At 48.2% G+C, this 22,992-nt stretch carries 17 protein-coding genes; 10 read left to right on the top strand and 7 right to left on the bottom strand.

What is annotated here, in order from left to right; all coding sequences use genetic code 11:
* The first annotated feature begins 201 nt into the window (after positions 1-201).
* The 4 genes from GO755_RS05600 to GO755_RS05585 all read left to right on the top strand — a co-directional run bounded on the left by GO755_RS05600 (position 202) and on the right by GO755_RS05585 (position 9,237).
* Complete coding sequence (locus GO755_RS05600; RefSeq protein WP_157583754.1) at positions 202-2,205, top strand: hypothetical protein; 2,004 nt, start codon at positions 202-204, stop codon at positions 2,203-2,205.
* 21 nt (positions 2,206-2,226) lie between these two features.
* Positions 2,227-7,491, top strand: coding sequence for a beta strand repeat-containing protein (locus tag GO755_RS05595; RefSeq protein ID WP_157583753.1), 5,265 nt, complete (start codon positions 2,227-2,229; stop codon positions 7,489-7,491).
* A 153-nt stretch (positions 7,492-7,644) separates the two neighbouring features.
* Positions 7,645-8,565 (top strand): hypothetical protein, encoded by a 921-nt coding sequence (locus GO755_RS05590; RefSeq protein ID WP_157583752.1) that lies wholly within the window; start codon positions 7,645-7,647, stop codon positions 8,563-8,565.
* A 183-nt stretch (positions 8,566-8,748) separates the two neighbouring features.
* Positions 8,749-9,237 carry a hypothetical protein gene (locus GO755_RS05585; RefSeq protein WP_157583751.1) on the top strand — a complete coding sequence of 163 codons (489 nt, stop codon included), beginning with the start codon at positions 8,749-8,751 and terminating at the stop codon, positions 9,235-9,237.
* A gap of 10 nt (positions 9,238-9,247) precedes the next feature.
* Here the strand turns inward: GO755_RS05585 and GO755_RS05580 are convergent, their stop codons facing one another.
* From GO755_RS05580 to GO755_RS05565, 4 genes are all read right to left on the bottom strand, one after another.
* On the bottom strand, positions 9,248-9,868 hold the full coding sequence (locus GO755_RS05580; RefSeq protein WP_157583750.1) for a class I SAM-dependent methyltransferase: 621 nt from the start codon (positions 9,866-9,868) through the stop codon (positions 9,248-9,250).
* Between the two features lie 99 nt (positions 9,869-9,967).
* A complete protein-coding gene (locus GO755_RS05575) occupies positions 9,968-10,780 on the bottom strand; it encodes a polyprenol monophosphomannose synthase (protein ID WP_317165796.1) in 813 nt (270 codons plus the stop codon).
* 91 nt (positions 10,781-10,871) lie between these two features.
* Positions 10,872-12,215, bottom strand: coding sequence for a protoporphyrinogen oxidase (hemG, locus tag GO755_RS05570; protein ID WP_157583749.1), 1,344 nt, complete (start codon positions 12,213-12,215; stop codon positions 10,872-10,874).
* Entirely contained in the window at positions 12,212-12,595 is a 384-nt protein-coding gene (locus GO755_RS05565) for a DUF4296 domain-containing protein (RefSeq protein ID WP_157583748.1), read from the bottom strand. Before GO755_RS05565 ends, hemG begins: the two co-directional genes overlap by 4 nt.
* A gap of 84 nt (positions 12,596-12,679) precedes the next feature.
* Here GO755_RS05565 and GO755_RS05560 point away from each other — a divergent pair, with 84 nt between their 5' ends.
* The 4 genes from GO755_RS05560 to GO755_RS05545 all read left to right on the top strand — a co-directional run bounded on the left by GO755_RS05560 (position 12,680) and on the right by GO755_RS05545 (position 16,319).
* A complete protein-coding gene (locus GO755_RS05560) occupies positions 12,680-13,540 on the top strand; it encodes a DUF58 domain-containing protein (RefSeq protein WP_157583747.1) in 861 nt (286 codons plus the stop codon).
* A gap of 7 nt (positions 13,541-13,547) precedes the next feature.
* Positions 13,548-14,570, top strand: coding sequence for a hypothetical protein (locus tag GO755_RS05555; RefSeq protein WP_157583746.1), 1,023 nt, complete (start codon positions 13,548-13,550; stop codon positions 14,568-14,570).
* Between the two features lie 4 nt (positions 14,571-14,574).
* The gene (locus tag GO755_RS05550; RefSeq protein WP_157583745.1) at positions 14,575-15,645 is read left to right on the top strand and encodes a VWA domain-containing protein; all 1,071 of its coding nucleotides are present in this window, start codon (positions 14,575-14,577) and stop codon (positions 15,643-15,645) included.
* Positions 15,646-15,743: 98 nt separating this feature from the next.
* The gene (locus GO755_RS05545; RefSeq protein ID WP_157583744.1) at positions 15,744-16,319 is read left to right on the top strand and encodes a ribonuclease HII; all 576 of its coding nucleotides are present in this window, start codon (positions 15,744-15,746) and stop codon (positions 16,317-16,319) included.
* 118 nt (positions 16,320-16,437) lie between these two features.
* Here GO755_RS05545 and GO755_RS05540 read toward each other — a convergent pair whose 3' ends face one another.
* From GO755_RS05540 to GO755_RS05530, 3 genes are all read right to left on the bottom strand, one after another.
* Positions 16,438-16,926, bottom strand: a complete 489-nt coding sequence (locus tag GO755_RS05540) for a nuclear transport factor 2 family protein (protein ID WP_227686867.1) — start codon at positions 16,924-16,926, stop codon at positions 16,438-16,440.
* Between the two features lie 154 nt (positions 16,927-17,080).
* Entirely contained in the window at positions 17,081-17,758 is a 678-nt protein-coding gene (locus GO755_RS05535) for a response regulator transcription factor (protein WP_157583743.1), read from the bottom strand.
* 3 nt (positions 17,759-17,761) lie between these two features.
* Positions 17,762-19,273, bottom strand: a complete 1,512-nt coding sequence (locus GO755_RS05530) for a sensor histidine kinase (protein ID WP_157583742.1) — start codon at positions 19,271-19,273, stop codon at positions 17,762-17,764.
* 122 nt (positions 19,274-19,395) lie between these two features.
* Here GO755_RS05530 and GO755_RS05525 point away from each other — a divergent pair, with 122 nt between their 5' ends.
* Both GO755_RS05525 and GO755_RS05520 read left to right on the top strand, forming a co-directional pair.
* Positions 19,396-20,187 carry a GLPGLI family protein gene (locus tag GO755_RS05525; protein ID WP_157583741.1) on the top strand — a complete coding sequence of 264 codons (792 nt, stop codon included), beginning with the start codon at positions 19,396-19,398 and terminating at the stop codon, positions 20,185-20,187.
* Between the two features lie 28 nt (positions 20,188-20,215).
* Positions 20,216-22,951: a TonB-dependent receptor gene (locus GO755_RS05520; protein ID WP_157583740.1), complete on the top strand. Its 2,736-nt coding sequence runs from the start codon at positions 20,216-20,218 to the stop codon at positions 22,949-22,951.
* The last annotated feature ends 41 nt before the right edge of the window (positions 22,952-22,992 follow it).

Raw genomic sequence — 22,992 nt, 5'->3', positions numbered from 1 at the left:
CAAGCTCAGCAATACGGACCGAAAAATAACCTGTCACAATTCTCAAATCCTACGGGTCAATATGCTATTTCAGTAAGCGGATGTAGCGTTTTGTGCTCGAGTGGTGTGTCCAGTGCTTCTGCTGTTGCGAACCTTAGCCTTACCGATTTTTCAACCATTACTATATCCGGGATTAGCTTATTGAGCGGAATATCTACGTCTGTGCGTGCTAAACTTCAATCGGGGACAGTATCGAAAGCGGGCGATTATGCGGGCTGGGTACTATCGTCTGGAGGAACATTGAATGTTGATTTATTCAATGCGATGACGCTGAAAACGTATAGCTCAGGGACGTTACAAGAAACAAAAACGGGCCCTTCGCTGATTAGCCTGGATGTGCTGGGATTGTTGGGCACTACGCAAAATGAAGTAGCCTTTAAATCGACAAAGGACTTCGACGAGGTTGAACTTATTATCACAGGTAGTAGTATTTTAACTTTAAGTTTATTCAATTCTGTTAACTATTATTTTGCCTTTGGATCAAAGGCAGCGGCAACGTTTAATTTCAATTGTGGTTCAGCAACTACTACGGGTATTTTCGTTGCGGGTACTCCTTCATCCGGTACATTAACAGTACCTGTTACGGGCTCTACATCGGGAGTGGTATCACTTTCAGTGACGGGCTCCGGTTTTACCAGCTCTCCTGCTCCTTATACAGCCGCAATTACCAATGGGCAAACCACGATTCCGGTACTGATCAGTTATGATGGAACGGGTGTATCGGGGACTCGCAGCCTGAGTATTACGTCAACCTTATCATTTACATCAGGCCCCGGAAGCTGTTCAACAGCGGTCACTGTTTACCCAGCCCCATCCATAAGCTTTACGAATCCGGCGCCAAATAGCTTGACCAGCACTACTCCGTTGGTAAGCGGTACAGCTACGGCCGGTATTAGCCTGACTATTAGCGGGCCTAGTGGACAATCGTGCGTAACAACAGCAGACGTCAGCACAGGCGCATGGTCCTGTTCGTCAATGATATTACCCGCGGGGCCAGTTACGCTAACGGCTGTAGCCGGAAATCCTGCCGGTACTGCAACCGCAACGCGCAGTTTTACGGCTGTTTCACCTCCCTGTACCACCCCATCTGCCTTAACACTCAGCACTACAGCAGTGAGCCTGACAATTGGGCAAGCCATTACGATTTCAACATTGGGCGGAACGCCAGGAATACTGAACTGGCTAGTCAGCCCAACGACCGGGATCGGCCCGGTTACAAGCGGTACCGGTACTACTACCGGTTCATTAACGTTTGCAACGGCTGGAACCTATAGCCTTACCTACACCGCTACAAACAGCACTGTACCAGTAGCTTGTATCAACCCTGTCAGTGTTACGGCTACCGCAACCATTACAGTAACAGACCCATTGGCCGTTCTGAATCTGCGCGTGTTGTTGGGTGGTGCTTACAGCGCATTAACCGATTTAATGCGCGACGATTTACGCCAGAATAACCTGCTTCCGCTTGCCGAACCTTATTCACAGACGGTTCTGGTAGGAACGGGCTTTACGCATGTTGGGGGTGGCGGTAATGAATCAACGACATCAGCTGTGTTTAGTACGACGGGTGCCAATGCCATTGTGGACTGGGTGTTTGTTGAATTACGTAACCCAGCCAGTGCGTCGACTGTGGTAGCAACGCACTCGGCTTTAGTACAGCGAGACGGCGACATTGTAGCAACAGATGGTACCTCACCCCTATCGTTTAGCGTGGGCGCAGGTAGCTACTATATCAGCGTTCGGCACCGAAACCACCTCGGCGTAATGACGGCGACGTCTAGGGCGCTAAGCAGTACCGCAATAGCTATAGACTTTACAAATCCGGCTACCGCAACCTATGGCAGCGATGCCCAGCAGCTAATTTCCACTACGAACAAACGTGTGCTCTGGGCCGGAAATGCCGATGCCAATCGGAGTATAATCTATCAGGGAAGTAATAATGACGTTAGCCGGGTATTGAGCCAGGTGCAGTTAGACCCTGGAAATACGAATGCCTTACTCACATACATCGCAACAACTTACTCGACCGGCGACTTAGACCTGAATGGTCAAACCATATGCCAGGGGGCGGGCAACGACCTACAGGTAATCTTCCTAAATGAGCTTCTACACCCTAATAATACCTCTTTTTCAATAGCGTACATCGTAAGTGAACAAATTCCCTAACACTTTCAACTACCAATTGCTATGCCTTGCACACCTCTACTTTTTAAATCTCTGTGCTGCCGAATTTGTTTGGCTGGTATTCTGATGCTGGCCAGTTTGACCATAGGCTGGTCGCAAACTGGAATCAAATACACAGTGAAACTCCAGCCTGATGGACTCACCTATCAGGTATCATTGTCGAGTACAGTAAGTTTTTCGGGTGCCTATCAACAAACGAATAGCGGTCAGGTTACGATTGTAGCCCCTGCTGGTAGTTTTACAGTCACTTCGATCAATACCGTGAATGGTCAATGGGCAAACAATACGACCGTTCGCGCACCATCACAGAACCCGAGTAAAGACTACTTTATTTTTGGTCTGACCAATAATGGTGTTGCTCTTCCATACACCGCGAATACAGAAATATCATTATTCACCTTTCGTAATCTAGGTCCTTGTGCTGGGCCTATAGAAGTCTGGGCCAGTACAGATCCTTTCAAGCCGAATCCGCCTTCGCAGCCAATCAACGTAGGTAATGACCTGACAACATTGGGTTTTGCTCAGTTGGGGATTACCAACGCATGGCTTGGGAATTACGGAGTTGGCTCTGCAAACTGCTCGTTGCTGCCTGTTGTGGCTATTTTAAGTCCGGCGCCCAATAGTCTGACAAGTTTAACGCCCGTAGTTAGTGGGACCGTAACGGCAAACTCCAGCGTAACACTTACGGCGCCAGGAGGCCAGTTTTGTATTGTTAGCGATGGTGGAACGAGCAACTGGTCCTGTAATTCCTTAACGTTAACGGCTGGCCCGGTTACCCTGACAGCCGTAGCCTCAAACAGCGTTGGACCCAGCAATACGGCAACGGTTAGTTTTACCGCCGTGGGGCCGCCAACCATTGCCTTCACTGCGCCCGCACTGAATGCACAGACAAGCCAGTCGCCACCGGTAAGTGGTACTGCAACACCGGGAGCGAGTGTAACAGTAACAAGCCCGAATGGATCATCCTGTGTAACAACAGCCGATGGTAGTGGTAACTGGTCTTGTAATTCCATTACCGTTCCAGTAGGTCCGGTAACATTAACCGCAACGGCTGGTAACATTGGTGGGAAAACATCAACTACAACCACCTTTACGGCTGTTGCTCCACCAACAATCAGTATTCTAAGCCCTACGCCGGGAACTCAGATTAACAACTCACCAACAATAAGCGGTACAGCTACTGCCAGTGCCAGTGTTACACTTCTTGGCCCCAACAGCCAGTTGTGTATAACAACGGCCAATGCTAGTACGGGTGCCTGGTCGTGTAGTTCGTTTGCCCTGCCAGCTGGCCCGGTCACATTGACTGCCATTGCGAGTAACATCGGTGGGACGGCTACCACAACGGCTAGCTATTCGGTATTGACAACGCTGGCTTCTTGTGGTGAGCCACTAAATCTCTTGTCGTCGTTTACTGCTACTGCTCCCCGAACGGTTGACCCCTCGACAGTTCAGGTTGTATCGCAGCCGGCTACAGGGCATATCTATGTGAATAGCGACGGAACGGTACGCTTCCAGCCAGCGACATCGGCGGCAGGTACAGCTACGTTCTCGCTGAGAGCAGCATCTGTCACATCAACATCATACATTACAAGCTCAGCAATACAGACAGATAAAGATCTTACGTGTGCCTTATGCTCCGTTTCGAATCCGTCGAACCTTACTAGTGCCAGTACAACTGATTTTGCGACGATCAACCAAACAGTAGCTTTGGGTGGTACAGTGTCGGTTCGGGCCAAATTAAATGGAACAGGACTGAAAGGTGATCGCGCCGGATTTGTAATTGGCAACAGCGGCCTTTTATCGACCAGCGTATTCCCGACCCTGGTTATTCGAACCTATCTTGCAGGTGCTTTAAAAGATAGCTATACCGTTAGTGGTCTGGCTAGTGTGCAGGTTTTGACGGGATCACGCTATGAGATCGGTTTCCCTACAACTACATCGAACTTTGATGAGGTAGAGTTAAGTGTGACGGCAGGGGTTGGGTTATTGGCAACGACCGATGTTTATTATGGCTTTGCTAAGCCACTGCCTCAGTACCAGACCGTTGCCTTCAATATAGCATTCCCGGCTAATATGTGTACCGATGTCGTATCGCAAACGGCCTGTCCGCAGTCATTCTCGGTATTGGGCAACGATATTGCCAGTGGTTCAGGACTGTTAGATCCTACCTCGGTGACCGTTGTATCGCAACCTAGCAATGGTAGTGCAACAGCTAATGCCGATGGCACGATCAATTTCCGCCCAACAGATCCAAGCTCGGGAACAGCGGCTTTTTCGTATCAGGTTTGCACAAAAGTTGATCCAGCAGCTACTGCAAACAATACAACAGTTGGCGTTTCGGCAAGTGGATTCACCAGCACAGCCTGTGTGGGTTGTGGTATAACAAATGTCGATCAGGTAGGTGATGCCAGCCTGACTAATTTTGGTAGTATAGCGACAACGGTTGGCGTACTGGGTTATGGATCTATTCGAGCTAAACTGAGTCGAATGGCGCTGGCTGGTGATTTTGCCGGTTTTGTGGTCGAAAATACGGGACTGGCGCAGGCAACACTCATTAACTCACTCACGATTGTTACCTACAAAGGTGGCGTCATTCAGGAGTCAGTTGGCACGAGTGGACTGTTGACGGTATCGATCCTGTCAGCGAATAAATACAAAGCGCAATTCCAGACAACGAAAGAGTTTGACGAAGTCGAAGTACGGGTAGGTGCTGTAGTTGGCGTTGGATCAACAACGAATATCTATTACGGTTTTGCTGAATTTGGAAAAACCTGCACAACGTATAATTCGATCGTTAGCTTCCCTGCTGGCATGGCGTATGAGTGTCCGGGAGCATTTACCTTCGGCAATTGCACGACTTCAACCGTGAGCGGCACGTTCATCGTCGGCTTCCCATCATCAGGAACATTGACATTCCCACTTACTGTCAATCTGATAGGAACAACCACAGTTTCGATTTCAGGTAATGGCCTAACGGGCACAAGCACACAAACGCTCGTGAGCGGACAAACTACGTTTGCGATGCCTGTTAGTTACGACGGCAGCGGCCCACGAGGCATTCGGTCACTCACCATTACCTCAGGAGAGGCTACCGGAACCTGCTCGACAACGGTGCTGATACACGTACTACCCACTGTTACGATTAACGTACCGGTGGCTGGCAGTCAAACAAATCTGACTCCGCTGATTAGTGGCACTGTAACGACAGGAGCGAGTGTAACGCTGCTGGCGCCAGGAGGTCAATCCTGTATTCCGTCGGTTGATGGTAGTGGCAACTGGTCTTGTACGGGTATAACGTTAACAGCTGGTCCGGTTACGCTAACGGCTATAGCTGTCAACGAAGTTGGTAGTGCTACCGCAACGACTAGCTTTACCGCTGTGGCTCCGCCAACAATCGCGATTCTGGTTCCCGCTCCGAACAGCCTGACCAGCCTGACACCTTTAGTAAGTGGAACGGTGACCGCAGGGGCTTCTGTTACGCTGCTCGCACCCGGTGGCCAATCGTGTATTCCTACCGTAGTAGGTACAGGTTGGAGCTGTAATTCACTAACGTTAACGGCTGGTCCGGTTACGCTGACTGCTGTAGCCAGCAACGTTGGCGGAACGGCAACAACCACAACCACATTTACGGCTGTTGCTCCACCAACGATTGCCATTCTGGTTCCAGCACCGAATAGCCTGACCAGTACAACACCTTTGGTGAGTGGAACAGTAACCGCAGGAGCTTCAGTAACCTTACTGGCACCCGGTGGACAATCGTGCATTGCTACTGTGGTAGGTACAGGATGGAACTGTAATTCGCTCACGCTCACGGCTGGCCCGGTAACGCTCACGGCGGTAGCCAGCAACGCTGGCGGAACGGCAACAACTACAACTACATTTACAGCTGTTGCTCCGCCAACGATTGCCATTCTTTCACCAGCGATGAATGAAGTAACCTTCCTGAATCCAGTTGTGAGTGGAACGGCTACACCTAATTCAAGTGTAACTGTCGTGGCACCCGGCAATTCACCCTGTGTCGTAACAGTTAGTAGCGCAGGGAGCTGGTCTTGTACTTCCCTAACGCTAACACCTGGTCCAGTGAGTGTAACGGCCTTAGTAACAACAATAGGGGGTTCTGCTTCGGCTGTAACCAGCTTCTCGGTAGTTGCTCCGCCTTGTACGCCACCATCTGCGCTGACATTGACACCATCGGCTATATCGCTTGCTATCGGTCAGACGGTTACGGTCTCCGCTTTAGGAGGTACACCAGGTGTGCTAAACTGGATGGTGAGTCCAACGTCGGGAGTTAGCCCTGTTACGAGTGGTACCGGGACGCCAACAGGCTCGCTTACGTTTGCCACGGCAGGTTCGTATGTGATTTCCTATACGGCTACGAATGGCAGTCTGCCTGTCAACTGCGCCAGCCCAGTTAGCGTAACGGCGAGCATGACTGTTACGGTTACAGATCCGCTCGCTCTCATACGCCCCAAAGTCTTCCTGGGTGGTGCCTACGATGGAACAACGGGTCTCATGCGTGATGATCTTCGGGCTAAAAACTTGCTGCCACTTGTAGAACCTTATTCTTCTCCAGAACTGGTAGGAACAGGCTTTACGCACGTTGGTGGTGGCGGTAACGAATCAACGACGTCAGCTGTGTTTAGTACGACGGGTGCCAATGCCATTGTGGACTGGGTATTTGTCGAATTACGCAACCCAGCCAGTGGGTCGGCTGTTGTAGCAACCCGGTCGGCTTTAGTACAGCGGGATGGCGATATTGTTGATGTCGATGGTATATCTCCAGTATCATTCAACGTGGGAGCGGGTAGTTACTATGTATCTGTACGGCACCGAAATCACCTGGGCGTAATGACCTTAAATACGGTAGCGCTCAGCAGTACAGCTGTTACTGTCGATTTCATTTCTCCGGCCACTCAAACCTATGGCACACTGGCTCAGCAAACCATCAATACAACCCGCTTGCTCTGGCCAGGTAATACCAATGGGGTTGATGTTGTAAGTGGTCAGCCTAAACGGCAGGTTATCTATCAGGGCAGCAATAATGATCTGGGAACTGTGTTTAGCCAGGTATTCCTAGAAGCTGGAAATACCTCATCGCTACCGACTTATATCGTACAGCGATACCTGACAGGTGACGTAAATATGGATGGCGAAGTGCGGTATCAGGGCGCTCAAAATGATTTGCAAATCATTTTCACGACGGTGCTCCTGTTCCCAAATAACTCGCTCTTCGATATTACCTACATCGTTCAGGAGCAGATCCCTTGATATGGTCAAAGGCTATTCCGGTCAACAAACCGGAATAGCCTTACTAATGGACTGAAAGTAAACTAATTACTAGGAATAAGTTTGTAAATTTACTTGTGAGTTACCTATAGGTAAGTAATATGGTGAATTGATAAACTATAATCTACATTGCTTATGACCTATACACGCCATAAAACTCACTCATGGGTATACCTACGATTAGTTTGTATACTGTTGCTACTAGTGAGCTGTTTTACGACTGGACTGGCCCAGAATGGTATTTACTATTCGGTGAAATTGCTTCCCGATAAAGTTACTTACCAAGTCTCGCTCTCCAGTACAGTGGGTCTTTCGGGTACTGACCGGATCACTAATACGGGCCAAGTGACGATTGTAGTGCCTACAGGCAGTTTTCAGGTTGCCAATGTGCAGAGCACCAATGGAGGCTGGACGAATAATACGACTGTTTTGGCTCCTCCTCAGAGCCCGAACTACGATTATTTTATCTTCGGTCTAACGCCTAATGCGCCATCTATCCCGTATAGTGCAACGCAGGAAACAGTTCTATTTACCTTTACCAATAGCGGTCCTTGTGTAGGACCTGTTGAAATCTGGACTAGTAGTGACCTGTTTCAGCCGAATCCACCTACGCAACCCATTAACGTAGGCAATGACCTGACAGCGCTTGGTTTTCGGGCAAACGGAACGGTCTATAATGCCTGGAAAGGGAATTATAATGTGGGTAGTGCTAATTGCGCAATTCCGCCAACGATTGCTATTCTGAGCCCGGTAACAAATACAACAGTGGCTGGGCCGAGTATTGCCGTTAGCGGAACCGTAACAGCAGGAGCCAGTGTAACGCTTACCGAAGGGGCTACTGTATTATGTTCTACAACAGGTACCGGGGGGGGTATCTGGAGTTGTTCGGTATCTTTACCTGATGGGCTACACACATTGACTGCAATTGCTAAAAATAGTGGAGGAACCAGCACGCCAGCTACTACGACCTTCACGATTTTAACACCAGTAAATCCGGATTGCAAACCCATATGTGTGCCTATAACAATAACCCGTACTCGTCGACGAGGAGTATAATTGGTTTTTAGGGAATTAAGGGTGGTACTGTTGAGATTAGTCAGAATCCTATAAGCGCTTTCGGTACAACTACGGTACCAGAAGCGCTTATGGATTTTATGCGTGTTCGGTAGTTGAATTAGTCGGCTAAACGTAGAAATCGTATGCTATGTACTTTAAAGTATAGCTTAGAAAAAAACAACCATGCTCTACCTACGACTGCTGATCCTATCCTTTATTACTCAATTAGCAGTGGCTCAGGTGGCCAGTCCCAATCTTAGTCAGGACCCTGTTTTTACAACTGTTCTGAATCGTCGGCTTAAATTTCCTCGTCAGGCACAGTGGTCAAGCAGCTATATGCGGATTTTCGCCGAATTTACAATTGATGATAAAGGCCGTATTCAGGATATTTCGATTCTTAATCACAGTGTCGAAGGTGCCTACGTTGGTTTTGAGCCAGTTATCATAGCCGCTTTAAAAAAATTACCTTCTCTGAATCTGCGATATACCGGCAACTATATTTTACCCGTTTCGTTCATTCTTGTCGATTATCGCCAAAAGGATAAGCAATTTATTCCCAAAAACACACTATATGTCCAGGATTTGGCAGGTCGAGTCGTATTGGACGAGATTAACGTTTACGGTAATAATGTAAATAGTAAAGAGCGTATCCTATCGGCAGATGGTTATTGAATCGTTTTATTTACGCTTTTTTCTGCAATAGAAAGAATGTATGCCCGCTATTACCTTCAGCAACAAATTGGCTCTCAACAATAGTAAATCCGGCTTCAATAAGCCAGGATCGATAGGTGCCCGCATCTGCATAGCTCCAGTACATAAGTGTACCAGGTTTTATCCAATCCGAATCTACGCCCGTCCATTCATCAGCCCCTGTAATGCAAAGGAAGTAACCGTTAGGAGCAAGCCATTGGTAAATAGTTTTGAATAAGGCAGGCTGCTCAGCTAAAGGGAGATGAATAATGGAATATAAAGCGATAACACCGTCGAAAGAAAGCCTGGAAAACGTAAGCGTTGCCATATCGGCTACCTGAAAGAGAGCCTCAGGAACGTTAGCTCGAGCCTGTTCAACCTGAATTGGTGAAATATCTATGCCTAAATAGCTAAACTGCTGACTGAGGAAACGAGCGGTAGGAATACCATCGGCACAACCTAATTCGAGCACCTTAGCCTTTGCTGGCAGAAGCTGGGCCAGAGTGGTTAACCAGTTGCTGTAACGCAATGGATTTGTCTCTTCGTAATGAGTTCGATAGAGACTGCCTAATTGGTCGTAACCCTGTTGCACAATACGTTTAGGATCTTCCATAGTGCGGTGTAAATGCCTATATGTCAGCCTAAAGTACGCAAATTCCTACAGCATATGATTGAGTTGGATAAACTCTGGCTGTACTGTATAAATACAGGCTTACACGCCAACAGGTTCTTCTACCTTCTTCACGCTATCCCGGCGAGGGATATAGTGCCGGAAGAAACTGCTGATTTTCATCTGGAGCACACCAAAAACCGCTTCCTTGAAAATTTTGGACGACATTTTGGAAACACCCCTTGTGCGGTCGGTGAAAATAATGGGTACCTCGCGAATGCGGAAGCCGTATTTCCAGCAGGTAAATTTCATTTCAATCTGGAAAGCGTACCCAACGAATTTGATGGGATTATGCAGAATCACTTCCAGGACTTCGGCGCGGTAGCAGACGAAGCCTGCGGTTGGGTCCATGATGGACATGCCCGTGATAAATCGGACATATACACCCGCAAAATAGGACATCAAAACACGTCCCATTGGCCAGTTCACCACATTGACTCCACGGATATAACGCGACCCTACGGCCACATCGGCACGGTCAGGCCCTTCTTCGGCGCAGGCACGATAAAGTTTAATCAGATCTTCGGGATTGTGCGAGAAGTCGGCATCCATCTCAAACAGATACTGATACCCTCTCGATAAGGCCCATTTAAAACCGTCGATGTAGGCGGTCCCTAACCCTAACTTACCCCGGCGCTCAAGCAAGTGCAATCGGGGTAGTGAACCACGCAGTGAAGAGCCAGTAGACGGAAATTCTTCCTGTAAGTCGCGGACACGTTGAGCGGTCCCGTCAGGCGAACCGTCGTCCACAATGAGTACATCGAATGGCTCCGGTAGGCTAAACACCTTCCGAATAATGGCCTCGATGTTCTCGATTTCATTGTATGTCGGAATAACGACTAAACGCTCTTTCACGGTACGAGTAAGTTAGTAAATAGGGGGTTATCTTTACAACACCAAAACAGGTGGTTTTTGTACAAGATAATCATTAAAAATTGTTAATCTATTAAGGGTTAATCAATTGTCGGCACAGTTTCTGGGCTTTCTGGATGCAGTCAGACAAAGATACCCCTCCATACCAGTTGGCACACACAAATAATTGATCAGTTTCAATTGCTTTAACGTGCCTCTTGATGGCCTGAATGGATGTAGTATATTGTGGAATAGCTCGCTCCCAGCGTTGAATAGCCTGAAAAACCGGCTTTGTTGCTTTAATGCCAAAACTGGTCGCTAATTCCTGATGAACGTTTTCTTTCAGTACGCTATCGGCAAGCCGAGCGTTGCTAGCCCCCGTTTGTCCACCAACCATTGTTGTAAACAGCACCTCATCGTCAGGGCAGCGTCCGTCAAAAACAGAACTACTCCAGATATGACCCGCCGAAAACCGATTTTCAACTTCGGGATTTAACCCACCGAATCCGTTGAGCGGGTGTTGCACATCAGCACGCCTGTAAGCCGAATGAACGACTGTCATGGGTGGATAAGTAACTGCGCGAAGGGCATCGGCAAGCATTTTGTACTGTGCCTCAACCAGTCGGGCAGCCGCGTTGGTATCAACTGCTAAAACTAATTTATCGACAGTTTGTGTACTACCTGCCGTTGTCACTTGCCAACCACCTGGCGTGCGGGTAATCTGCTTAACGGTGTCATTAAGCGAGAGGTTCGTCAACGCTGCTGCTAACGCATTTGTTAGGGTTTGCATGCCATTCCTAAAGCTAAACGATTGCCGGCGACCCGTGGTTGATTGATTTTTGATTAGGCCCTTTAGCACCGAACCATATTCTTTTTCATACTGAAGAAGTATGGGAAATGTTTCAGAAACAAGGAGTTGTTCTGGATCGCCAGCGTAAATGCCCGCCACAAACGGCCCCAGTGCATAATCGACTAGCTCCTGCGAAAATCGACGCCGAAAAAACTGAGCCAGCGTCTCTCCATCCGTCGATAATGTTTTGTTCGTCCGTTCACGAAAGATGGCCAGTTTGGTTTTCCAGCTAAAAAAGTTGCCGAACAAAAGTGATGGTGGACCTGAAAGCAGTTGCCTGTAGGCTCCATCACGAAAAATATAGCGGGCCTTACTGACTGGTTTGCTAAACGTTAATTCATCTGTAAGGCCCAGGCCATCAAGCCAATGCAGTAAGTCGGCATCACCAAGTAGGGAGTTAGGACCTAGTTCGAGCAGGTAAGGCCCATTTGTTGCTCCTTCCGGTTTCTCTGGCGATTCCCATCGCGACTGGATATAGCCTCCTGGTTGATTGGCAGCCTCCCAAAGATGATATGGTATACCACGTTGTTGTAATTCATAGGCCAGCGTTAAGCCCGAAATACCTGCGCCAATAATACCAATCGTCATGAACCTTTCGCTTGTTTCGCGTTTTTCGCGCTAATCTTTTTCTGTAAATTCTCGGTAACCCGTTTATAGATAACTTCCATATCCTGAGGGTGCGACGAATAGAAAATGTAACTTGTACGATACGTGGCAGTATCTATGTTGAATTTTTTAAAAAGGCTGGTTTCCAGGTGCTTATAGGCAATGTTGGAGGAGTCAATCGAGGCCAGGCCCAGGCGACTCACGCGGGATTCGGCCATGTGAACTTCGGTCAGAATATCCGCCATTTTATCAATCCCAACCAAGTTGTCAGGTTTCTCATCTTCTGGCGCTGTACAGGCCACAACGAGCCACCCACTAAGAAGCAGACTCCACAGATGATGGCGAAATCGGTTTAGATGCATACGTTTAAATCGATAGCTTTGTAAGCTAATCCCTATAGGCAAAGTTCGGGATTGCTTGTTAAAAAAGTATAACGCCTGTTTCGTATGGACGAGTTCTTGGCCAGGCTTCGTAATTTCGATATTCGCATCCGTAAGGCGGTTAACTCGCAGATGCGCGGAAGTTTTCGATCTATTTTTAAAGGTACTGGGTTGGAATTCAGTGATTTGAGGACGTACCAGTACGGCGATGATGTGCGCGCTATTGACTGGAACGTTTCGTCGAAAGGGCATGGTACGTTCGTGAAAGTATTTCGGGAAGAGAAAGATCAGACGGTGTTTTTTGTTGTCGATGTGAGTGCGTCGCAGCAGGTTGGCCCGCGCCACCGCGATAAATTAGCGGCTACCAAAGAGGTGTGCGGAGTATTAGCGATGTCGGCTATTCGTGAAGCCAGTCATGTGGGTATGTACTGTTTTTCGAATCAGAAAGAGCGCTATATAAAGCCAGGTAACGGACTGAAAACAGGTTATCAACTGATTATGAGCCTGTATAAATTACAGCCAGAATCGGGCCAGACGAGTATTGCTGATGCGCTGTTGTTTACACTCAATGCACTTAAGCGACGGAGTGTGGTGATCCTGCTCTCCGACTTTATTGATACCAACTACGAACATAATCTCAAGGCGTTGGCAAAAAAACACGACCTGGTCGTTATTCATTTGTACGATCAGCGAGAGGTGAATCTGCCAAGATTAGGTATTATTCCGGTGCATGATACCGAGTCGGGCCGCACGGTATGGGTCAATACATCCTCGCCATCCTTTCGAAATGGGTTGCAGGATACATTTCGCCAGAATCAGGTTCGATTAGAACGGCTTTGTAAACAGTATAACGCCAATTATCTGGCGCTCGATTCGCAGGAGGACTTTGTGCCGAAACTTGTCGAATTATTTAGAGTGAGGAAATAACGCAGTTGTGACGTACGCCATACGACTTTTCTTTTTCCTGTTCGTATTGCCCCTGTCAATCCGGGCGAATGAACCGATACGGCCTACCGTACCACAATCGCTATTACGGCAATCTTCGTCGCAGCAACTTTCATTGCGACAATCTCCATTACGGGGTTATTTCCTGACGGATAGCGTCGAAATAGGACGCCCATTTCAGTATGCGTTGACCTATCGACATGCGCCTATCATTGATGTGCTGTTTCCAGATACGGCACATCACTTTGCCCCTTATCGAGTGCAAAAAGTAACTGTTTTTGCCACGCAAACCACCGGGATCGGATTTGATGCCATCAGCCGTGATAGCGCGGTATATACCCTGGTTTCGTTTGAGACAGATTCTATACAGTTACTTCGCGTGCCCATCCGAATCATAAATGAGGTTGACTGTACTGCGCAATGGACGCTGACCGACACGGTATTTTTACGATCGAAGTTACCGGTAACCAGGTTAGATTCGTTGCGATCGGTACTACCAAAACTAGCTACTGATACAACGCTGGTCACGCTTCAACAGCAGTTTAATTATTGGGCATTAGCCTTGGGTTTTTTATCAATTGCTTTGGCGGCTTTCCTGTTGTATGGACTGTTTGGCCGAACCATCAGGCGGCAATGGCGACTGTATCAACTAAAACGCCGACATCTGGCTTTTCTAAACGAGTACAACCGACTTACCCGGACGATTAATTCATATACAGCTGCTGAAATTGCGAACCAGGCCGTCATCTTATGGAAATCTTACTTAGAGCGACTTGATAAGCAACCTTATACGTCCTTAACAACACCTGAATTGGCTGTTCAGATGAACGACGAACGAGTTGCAAATGCACTTCGCGAAGCCGATCTAATAATTTATGGAGGGACTTATTCTCCTGAATCCCTGCCTGCTTTGAGACTATTGGGCGAATTGGCGACAAACGCCTACCATAATAGTCGAGCCAGTTTACAGACGAAGATCGACCCGACCACCGAACCCCCTTCTATCTCCTGATCAAATGGAACCCTGGTATTCACCTCACTGGTTAAGTCCGGCGCAATGGCAGCAGTTTCATGTGGCATACCCGTTGGCTTTATCGTTGATTCCGGCTGTTCCGGTCTTGTTTTTGATTCGTTATTACCTGAACCGAAAGGCACAGCAACGGCTGAATATATCGACGGGTCAGCTTTATGCTGGTGCTGGACGTATTCAATCTCGACGGTCGTGGCTTAGTTTATTGCGGTATTTGTTGCCGTTGAGTGTATTTATCGGGATCAGTTTCCTGTTAGTAGCGCTGTCTCGTCCACAAATTGTGCGAACACAACGCGATGAACAATCAGAAGGCATTGATATTATGCTGGCTATAGATGTATCGGAGTCGATGAGCGAAACCGACTTGCCACCTAATCGTCTGGCAGCTGCGCGCCGAGTGGCTCAGCTATTTGTGAATAGCCGAAAAAATGACCGAATCGGTTTGGTAGTTTTTGCGGGGGAAGCGTTCTCGCTCTGCCCGCTTACAACAGACTACGATTTGCTAAAGCAATACCTGAGCGAGTTAGATAGCCAAATGATTCGTACCTCAGGAACGGCGATTGGCGATGCCCTGGCTCGCTGTATAAATCGGATGCGGGAGCGAGTACCATTGTCAACAGACACAACACAGGCTGAAACTAACCTGGATAATCAGAAACGAAGTAAGCTAATTATTTTATTGAGCGACGGTGATAATACCGCTGGAAATCTGGACCCGGTTACGGCCGCCCGACTGGCAAAGGCATTTAGTATTAAACTCTATACGATTGCCGTTGGCCGACCAGTTGTGTCGTCATCGCAGGCGGTTACTGTTGATGAAGGTATTCTCAAAACAATTGCGACCATTGGCAACGGGAGTTTCTTTCGAGCTACGGATACCCGACGACTACAGTCTGTATTTGCCCAGATTAACCGCCTGGAAAAATCACCCATACATGTACGGATTTACGAAGATGTACAGGATTTTTACCGCGTTTATCTTTACTGGGGCATCGCGTTTCTACTAGTGGCCCTGCTGTTAAAGAATACAATTTTTGGTAATGTACTGGAAGATTAAAATTTGTTTCAGGTTCAATGTTCCAGGTTTCAAGCTCCCCGAGACTACTAATTTGAAACCTGAAACATTGGACCTGAAACACAAAGCCAGAAGTAATTATGTTGAAATCATATTACAACGCTGACGCAATTGAAGCCGGTTTAGACGAAGTAGGCCGAGGCTGTCTGGCAGGCCCAGTGGTGGCGGCTGCGGTTATCCTTCCGAAAAACTACACACATCCGATCCTTAATGATTCGAAACAGTTATCGCATCGGCAGCGGGAAGTACTGAAAAAAGATATAGAACGAGATGCCCTGGCTTGGGCTGTAGCCGAAGTGTCACATACTGATATTGATAAAATCAATATTCTGAAAGCTAGCTTTCTGGCAATGCACCGGGCGGTAGATGCCTTGATAATCAGGCCAGAACATCTATTAGTGGATGGTAATCGGTTTGTGCCATACCCGATGATTCCGCACACCTGCATCATTAAAGGCGATGCACATTATTTGTCTATCGCAGCAGCGTCAGTTCTGGCCAAAACATATCGGGATGATTTAATGACGCAACTTGGGCTGGAGTTCCCGGCTTACGGTTGGGCACAAAACGTAGGCTATCCAACGCTCATTCACCGGGAAGCCATCCGTCAATTCGGCCCAACGAAGTATCATCGGATGAGTTTTCGGTTGCTGTGAAGGTGTTCAGGACTTCATCTGTTATTTTCTGTCATCTCGACGTCAGGAGAGATCTTAACATCGTCACCTTGAGATCTCTCCTTGCGTCGAGATGACAGAAAACAGTGAGTTTTATCTTTTACTTCAGCCAGAAATTATCTTCCTGCGCCACATCAGCAGAGTACACTTTCGCCTTCACAATCTGACCGTTGTCTACGGTATAAACATCAATATTATCGACATCAAGGATGCCACCATTGGGTTGTACTGCTTTCCAGTGAACCAGGCAGGCTACGCTGTTTCCATTGGCGGTGAGTACTTTTATGTCGGTCAATGCCAGGCTATTGTCTGTTGCCTGAAACATACCGCCCACCATTTGAAAGACTTCGGTACTTGATTTTTTGGTTCCTGAAAACCGATTGCTCCCCGGCTGACTCCATTCAATGGCCGGATGAATAAGAGACGCTAGTTTTGCCTGATCTCCCTGTTGAACAGCGGTTAAAAAGTTACGAACGACTTGCATTGATTGCGTTTCCATAGTGGTTGTGTTGGGTTGTTTATGTGATTGCTGATTGGATAATGTAGGCTGGTTCAGAACCAGCAGGAGGGCGATTATGACTGTTTCCATGGCGTTTTTTTGACAAAAGTACAGGGTACCTGGTGGCTGATTCTTACCCTCAACCGCCACTCAATTACCATTTGACGCCACTGTAGTGCCGACCGTCCCGGTCGGTTGTGCAGCCAATCACTTCTCTGCCGACCGGGACGGTCGGCGCTACTTTTCAAACAATCAGCTTATAGCCAATACCCCGAATGTTGATAATCTGAATTTGTGCGTCGTCGCGCAGGTGTCGCCGAAGTTTGGTAATGAACACATCCAGACTTCGGCCATTGAAAAACGAATCGTCGCCCCAAAGTTCAGTTAACACGGCACTGCGTTCGAGTACCTGATTGCGTTGTTCGTAAAGTCGTCGGAGCAGTTCGGCTTCCCGGTGCGACAGGAGTACGGCCTGACCACCCAGCAGGAGTTTTTGTTTGGAGGGATCGAATTGATAACGGCCGATGGTCAGTAGTGGAGTGGGTGTTGTTTGAGGAACTGATTTCCGGCGTAGTAGTGCATTGATTCGAACGATTAACTCATCCAGACTAAAGGGTTTTTTGAGGTAATCGTTGCCGCCCAGTTCAAAGCCGCGGACGACATCGGCGGTTTGTGAGCGAGCGGTCAGAAACATAATTGGCACATCGGCGTTCTCCTGACGAATGTGTTCTGCCAATGTAAAACCGTCCATTTGGGGCATCATGACGTCGGCTACCACAATGTCGGGCTGATGTTGTTGAAATAGTGCCAGACCCTCATTGCCTTCGCTGGCGTACAGAACCGTAAAGCCACGCACTTCGAGGCTATCGCGAACGATCATACCCAGAGCAGGTTCATCTTCAATCAGTAGAACGGTCGGCATCTCTCAAAATTCTAGAATAAACTCGCTGCCTTTTCCGGGTTCGCTGTGCACACGGATACGGCCGCCGTGTCGCTCGATCACCTGCTGAACGTAGGCCAGCCCCAAACCGAACCCTTTTACGGGATGTAAGTCGCCGGTTGGTACCCGGAAGAAACGGTCAAAAATCGCAGACTGATATGCCTTTGGAATACCTATGCCATTATCGGCTACGGTCAGCTTCCAGCCATCATTGGCCTTCTGCTGAAACGTAAGACTAATATCAACCTGATCATAAGAGTAATTTATTGCATTGTCGATCAGGTTATTTAGGGCATTACTAAAATGGACGTGATCGACCGAAACAGTGGTTTCGGTTGGTATATGTAGCGTAACGTGAAGTGGTTTGGTGGCCCGAAGTTGATGGTTGGTAATCAGATCATTGGCCAGATCAGCGAGTTTAGTGGGTTCGGGGTGCAACACCAGATCGCGCTTTTCTTCGATGGCCAGATTCAATACTTTTTCGACCAGATCCGACAGTCGTTGCAGGTTATTTTGCGAAATAGTCAGGTAAGTCTGGGTCTTCTTCGGATCGTTCAACGCACCGAAATTCTGGAGCGCTTCGATGGCTGCCGTCACCGTTGCAATGGGCGTTTTCAGCTCGTGCGTCATATTATTGATGAAGTCGTTTTTAACCTCCGACAGTTTCTTCTGGCGCAGAATCGTGGCGAGCATAAATAGAAAACAGCCTGTTGTCAGGATTAATAAAAATACAGAACTGCCTAGTAACCAACCCATCCGCCGGAGTAAGTAAAATGTTGGTGTATCAAATGAAGCCTGTACAAACAGATTTTTGACGGGATTCAGTGGCTCCGGCATTGTTCGCAGAATGTTGTCGTTTTTGTTGGACTGAGGTGTCGATAGCTTACGAACGACAAAAACATTATTCTTGGATTGCTGCTGAGTTTGTTGCGATCGGATGGTAAGTGTGTCGAGCTTAAAATTGGCGTCAATCGCGCGTCGGCGAAGTTCGTTTTCGTAGGCCGATGTCAATTTGTGGAGGTTAACATCAACGCCAGCTGCCCAATCGAGCAAAACCAGCTTAGAGATTCGGCGGGCGAGGGTATCGGCGCGTACTGAAACGGATTTCGTAGCTGGTCGACCTGCATTGTAGGTGACGACAAGTCGCTCGGGCAATTTGGTTGCGTGCAGGCTGTCACTTTGGATAAAAATTCGGGTCTCTCCTCTATGGGAAGATTCACCTGGTTTATCGAAGCGACTTACAATAATTTGTGTCTTCGAACCTGTCGACATACGGGCTTCTGTTGTCGAACTCCCCGATGGTCGTTTATTCATCAATTGCTTCGCAGCAGCTACCTGTTGATGTTCCAATACCTGAAACAGCGCATCCTGAACCGAATGGGCAAATTGCTCCCGGTTGAGCTGGTAGGTCGTCCAGAGCCAATAGCCCTGAAAAGCATTGATGCCCACAATGCAGGCTGTCATTAACCAGAAAATCGAACGTATGCGCCGGTTCATGAACAAATCTACGTTGTCAAAGTGGCCTTTGCGCACCCGTTAACACTGTTTAACACTATATAGCAGTGCGTTACAAAGCATCGCCTGACCTTTGAGTGGTCAACTCAAATAAGCGATTGTCTATGAAAACGCATAGTATTTTAGCCCTCATTCTTTCACTACTCCTGGCAGCCGCACGCCCTATGCTGGCGCAAACATCGGGGCAAATCAGTTACGAAGTTGTTCGTAAAGTAGACCCAGCTGGCATACGAATTATCATCAACGGTGAGCAAGTCAAACCCGGCGATCCTAACTTCCCGACTGATATTCCCGATACACGCACCTTTGGTCAGAATGCTCTGTTTGCCAATAATTATGTCAAAGAAAGTCGGGATGGGCGGCCAGGTATTACCATTCAGGCAATGGGACCGGGTGGTGGTGGTGGTGTACCCCGAACTACAAATTTTAGCCCTCCATTTGAAGAGAAGACATTTGTTGATCTGACTAATCAGAAGACAGTTACGTTGCTGACTGTCGGGAAAGACAAAGACGCTAAAGCGTATCGTGCTGAAGCACCCATTCAACGCGCAACGGATTGGCAACTGACCGATCAGACCAAAAAAATCGCGGGCTATACCTGCCGAAAAGCCACCGTACCGTTCAAAAAAGAAACCTACACCGTTTGGTTCACGACCGAGTTACCGATTACCTATTCCCCTATTCGTGAACTGACCCCCGAAGCAGGCGTGGTACTGCTGGTCGAAAGTAGCCGTGAGCAATTCCGGGCTACGAAGGTCAATCTGTCGGCTATCAGCGCTAAAGATGTTCAGCCTTCTACAGAGGCTCAAACCGTCACACCAGAGCAATTAAACGACCTCCGCCAGAAGGCCATGGCTGATTTTCAGCAGCAAATGATGATGGGCGAACGCCCCTGATCGCCCGCTATCATATCCTGAATACAACATGAAATTCTTCTCTCTTTTTATCCTCCTGCTATTAGCCGGAAGCAGACCTTTGCTTGCCCAAAAGGTGGCAGGAAAAGCCGAAATCATAGGTTCCGTGATCGATTCGGTGAGTGGCAAACCGCTGCGACTGGCTTCCGTTTCGTTAATCACCGATAAAGATTCAGCTTATATCGATGCCACGATCACAAACGGGGATGGTCAGTTTCGGCTACGTAATGTAGGTACGGGCCGATTCCGACTTTTGGTGACGTTTCTGGGCTATCGAAATGCTTCTTTCTGGGTGACAGTTGGGCGTGAGACACCCGTTGATGTTGGCGTATTGCGAATGACCGAGCAGGCCAATACGCTCAACGAAGTGGTTGTTAAGCAAGAACGGGCTCCCATTGCAGTCAAGGGGGATACGGTGGAGTTTAATGCCAACTCATTTAAAACCCAACCCAATGCGCAGGTGGAGGAATTGCTTCGCAAATTGCCCGGTGTAGAAGTGGCGCGGGATGGTACGATAAAAGCGCAGGGACAGGCAGTTAGCCGAGTATTAGTGAATGGAAAACCCTTTTTCGGTAATGATCCCAAGATGGCGACCCGCAATCTCCCCGCCGACATTATTGATAAGGTCCAACTCTATGATCAGTCGTCGGATCAGTCGCAGTTTTCGGGTATCGACGACGGTAACCGCGAACGCACGATTAATCTCACGATTAAGCGAAACAAGCAGAAAGGCTATTTCGGACAGAATTCAGTAGGGGTTGGTACTGATGCGCGCTATCAGGGGCGCCTGAACGTGAATCGCTTCAACAATGGTCGTCAACTTTCCCTTATTGGGCAAGCCAATAACCTTAATCAACAGAACTTTACGTTAGGCGGTGGCGTGGGTGGACCTGTGAGTGTTGGTGGGCCGAGCGGCCCAGAACCCACAGTGAATCAATCGCCTACGAACATCATTGAAGTAAAAGCGGGTGGTCTAAATTACCGGGATAAACTGGGCAAACGTGCTGAATTATCGTCGAGTTATTTTTTGAATCAGGCCATCACCACTACCGATCAACAGAGCCGACGTGAGAATGTACTACCAGATCGGTCGTTCCTGACCGATCTGCATAGTTATTCGCAAAATCGCCAGACAAACCATCGCTTCAATGGGCGACTCGACTGGCAGCTTGATTCACTCACAAGTCTGCGTATAACACCAAACGTTTCCTGGCAAACTACTGGCTACGATAGTCGAATAACCAGCCGATCGTATTTGCCAACGGGTCAGTCGCTCAACGATGGCGATACCCGCTACGGCTCAACCGGCGATGGACTCAACGGCTATAATAATCTGCTGCTCATGCGGAAATTTCGTAAGGAAGGACGAACGCTTTCTGTGAATCTAAATTCAGTGCTGACAACCGGTTTGACGAATGCACTCAACCAGTCGACCAATCTATTTTATGATTCAACCGGAATAAATCCACTGAGTACAACCCGGCTCAACCAACGTAATCGGCAGGATAGCTACTCGCTTCAGAATACCTTGACATTCTCATTTACGGACCCACTGTCACTCACTCAAAAGTTGGAAGTTAGGTATGCCTACGCCACCAATCGCAACCGAGCCGAGCGAGATGTAGTCGACGCCAATGAAGCAACAGGCCAATACGACCGCCCGAATGCAAGCCTAAGCAACAATTTTGGTAGCCTTTTCGCGACGCACCGTGTGGGTACAACGCTTCAAACCCGCCGATTGCGGTATAGCTACGCGCTGGGTTTCGATTTACAACAGGCTCAATTAGAGGTCGATAATCGTTCTGTCGATACAAGTATGAGTCGCCGATACCTGAATGTGCTTCCTAATGCCCTTTTCAATTATACGTTTTCGAGGAACCGTAGTCTTCGAATTCAATACCGAACAAGGCTGAGTCCGCCATCGGTAACGCAGTTGCAACCGGTTGTGGACAACACCAACCCGCTCAATATCCGACTTGGGAATCCTGCGCTTCGGCCAGAATATTACAATACTGTTACGCTTACCTACAACGGCTCCAGCGGGACAGGAAACAAAAGCCTGTTCGTGTTTGCCAGTCTAAATCAGAGCGATAACCGCATCAGCACAACGACAATTGTCAACAGCGCTGGCGCACAAACGACTCAACCGATTAACACTGGCGGGTATTTGTCGGCAAATGGATCGCTGTCAATCGGCCGAACGCTTCAGCCAACCAAACTGGGTATAAGCTTGATAACGAATGCCAGTTTTAGTCGGGCCATTAGCCTGATCAACGACCAGACAAACGAAGCCAGAAATGTCATCCTAGGGCAGGGATTTCGGTTGCAATCAGCTTATAATGGCAAGTTAGATTACGGCATTAGCGGCACGGTTAGTTACCAGACGGCCACGTACTCGCTCTTGTCAAAGCAGAATACCGCTTTCTGGTCGCAATACGCAACCGCTGACCTACACTGGCAGCTTCCGTTCAATTTCGTACTCACCAGCGATTTGACTTATACCGCGACAACGGGCAGGGCGGCAGGATACAATCAGCAGTTTACCCTCTGGAATGCGGCTCTCGCCTGGCAATTTCTGAAAGCAAAACAGGGCGAATTCCGCGTGCAGGCGTTCGATTTGCTGAATCAGAACCGGAGCGTAATACGGAATACGGGAGACTCGTATGTAGAAGACATACAAAGTCGGGTATTAACGCGCTACTTTCTGGTGAGCTTTGTTTATAACCTTCGGAAGTTTGGGGTTTAAATACTCGCGACAGCACGTTTTACACGCCAACCTATTACCAT

Source organism: Spirosoma arboris (assembly GCF_009754945.1).
Taxonomy (GTDB): Bacteria; Bacteroidota; Bacteroidia; order Cytophagales; family Spirosomataceae; genus Spirosoma; species Spirosoma arboris.
This window is presented reverse-complemented; position numbering and strand designations above follow the sequence as displayed.

Coding starts and splice junctions, on each gene's coding strand:
- GO755_RS05595 (WP_157583753.1), top strand. CDS start 2,227: ATGCCTTGCACACCTCTACTTTTTAAATCTCTGTGCTGCCGAATTTGT.
- GO755_RS05590 (WP_157583752.1), top strand. CDS start 7,645: ATGACCTATACACGCCATAAAACTCACTCATGGGTATACCTACGATTA.
- GO755_RS05585 (WP_157583751.1), top strand. CDS start 8,749: ATGCTCTACCTACGACTGCTGATCCTATCCTTTATTACTCAATTAGCA.
- GO755_RS05580 (WP_157583750.1), bottom strand. CDS start 9,868: ATGGAAGATCCTAAACGTATTGTGCAACAGGGTTACGACCAATTAGGC.
- hemG (WP_157583749.1), bottom strand. CDS start 12,215: ATGACGATTGGTATTATTGGCGCAGGTATTTCGGGCTTAACGCTGGCC.
- GO755_RS05565 (WP_157583748.1), bottom strand. CDS start 12,595: ATGCATCTAAACCGATTTCGCCATCATCTGTGGAGTCTGCTTCTTAGT.
- GO755_RS05560 (WP_157583747.1), top strand. CDS start 12,680: ATGGACGAGTTCTTGGCCAGGCTTCGTAATTTCGATATTCGCATCCGT.
- GO755_RS05550 (WP_157583745.1), top strand. CDS start 14,575: ATGGAACCCTGGTATTCACCTCACTGGTTAAGTCCGGCGCAATGGCAG.
- GO755_RS05545 (WP_157583744.1), top strand. CDS start 15,744: ATGTTGAAATCATATTACAACGCTGACGCAATTGAAGCCGGTTTAGAC.
- GO755_RS05540 (WP_227686867.1), bottom strand. CDS start 16,926: ATGGAAACAGTCATAATCGCCCTCCTGCTGGTTCTGAACCAGCCTACA.
- GO755_RS05535 (WP_157583743.1), bottom strand. CDS start 17,758: ATGCCGACCGTTCTACTGATTGAAGATGAACCTGCTCTGGGTATGATC.
- GO755_RS05530 (WP_157583742.1), bottom strand. CDS start 19,273: ATGAACCGGCGCATACGTTCGATTTTCTGGTTAATGACAGCCTGCATT.
- GO755_RS05525 (WP_157583741.1), top strand. CDS start 19,396: ATGAAAACGCATAGTATTTTAGCCCTCATTCTTTCACTACTCCTGGCA.
- GO755_RS05520 (WP_157583740.1), top strand. CDS start 20,216: ATGAAATTCTTCTCTCTTTTTATCCTCCTGCTATTAGCCGGAAGCAGA.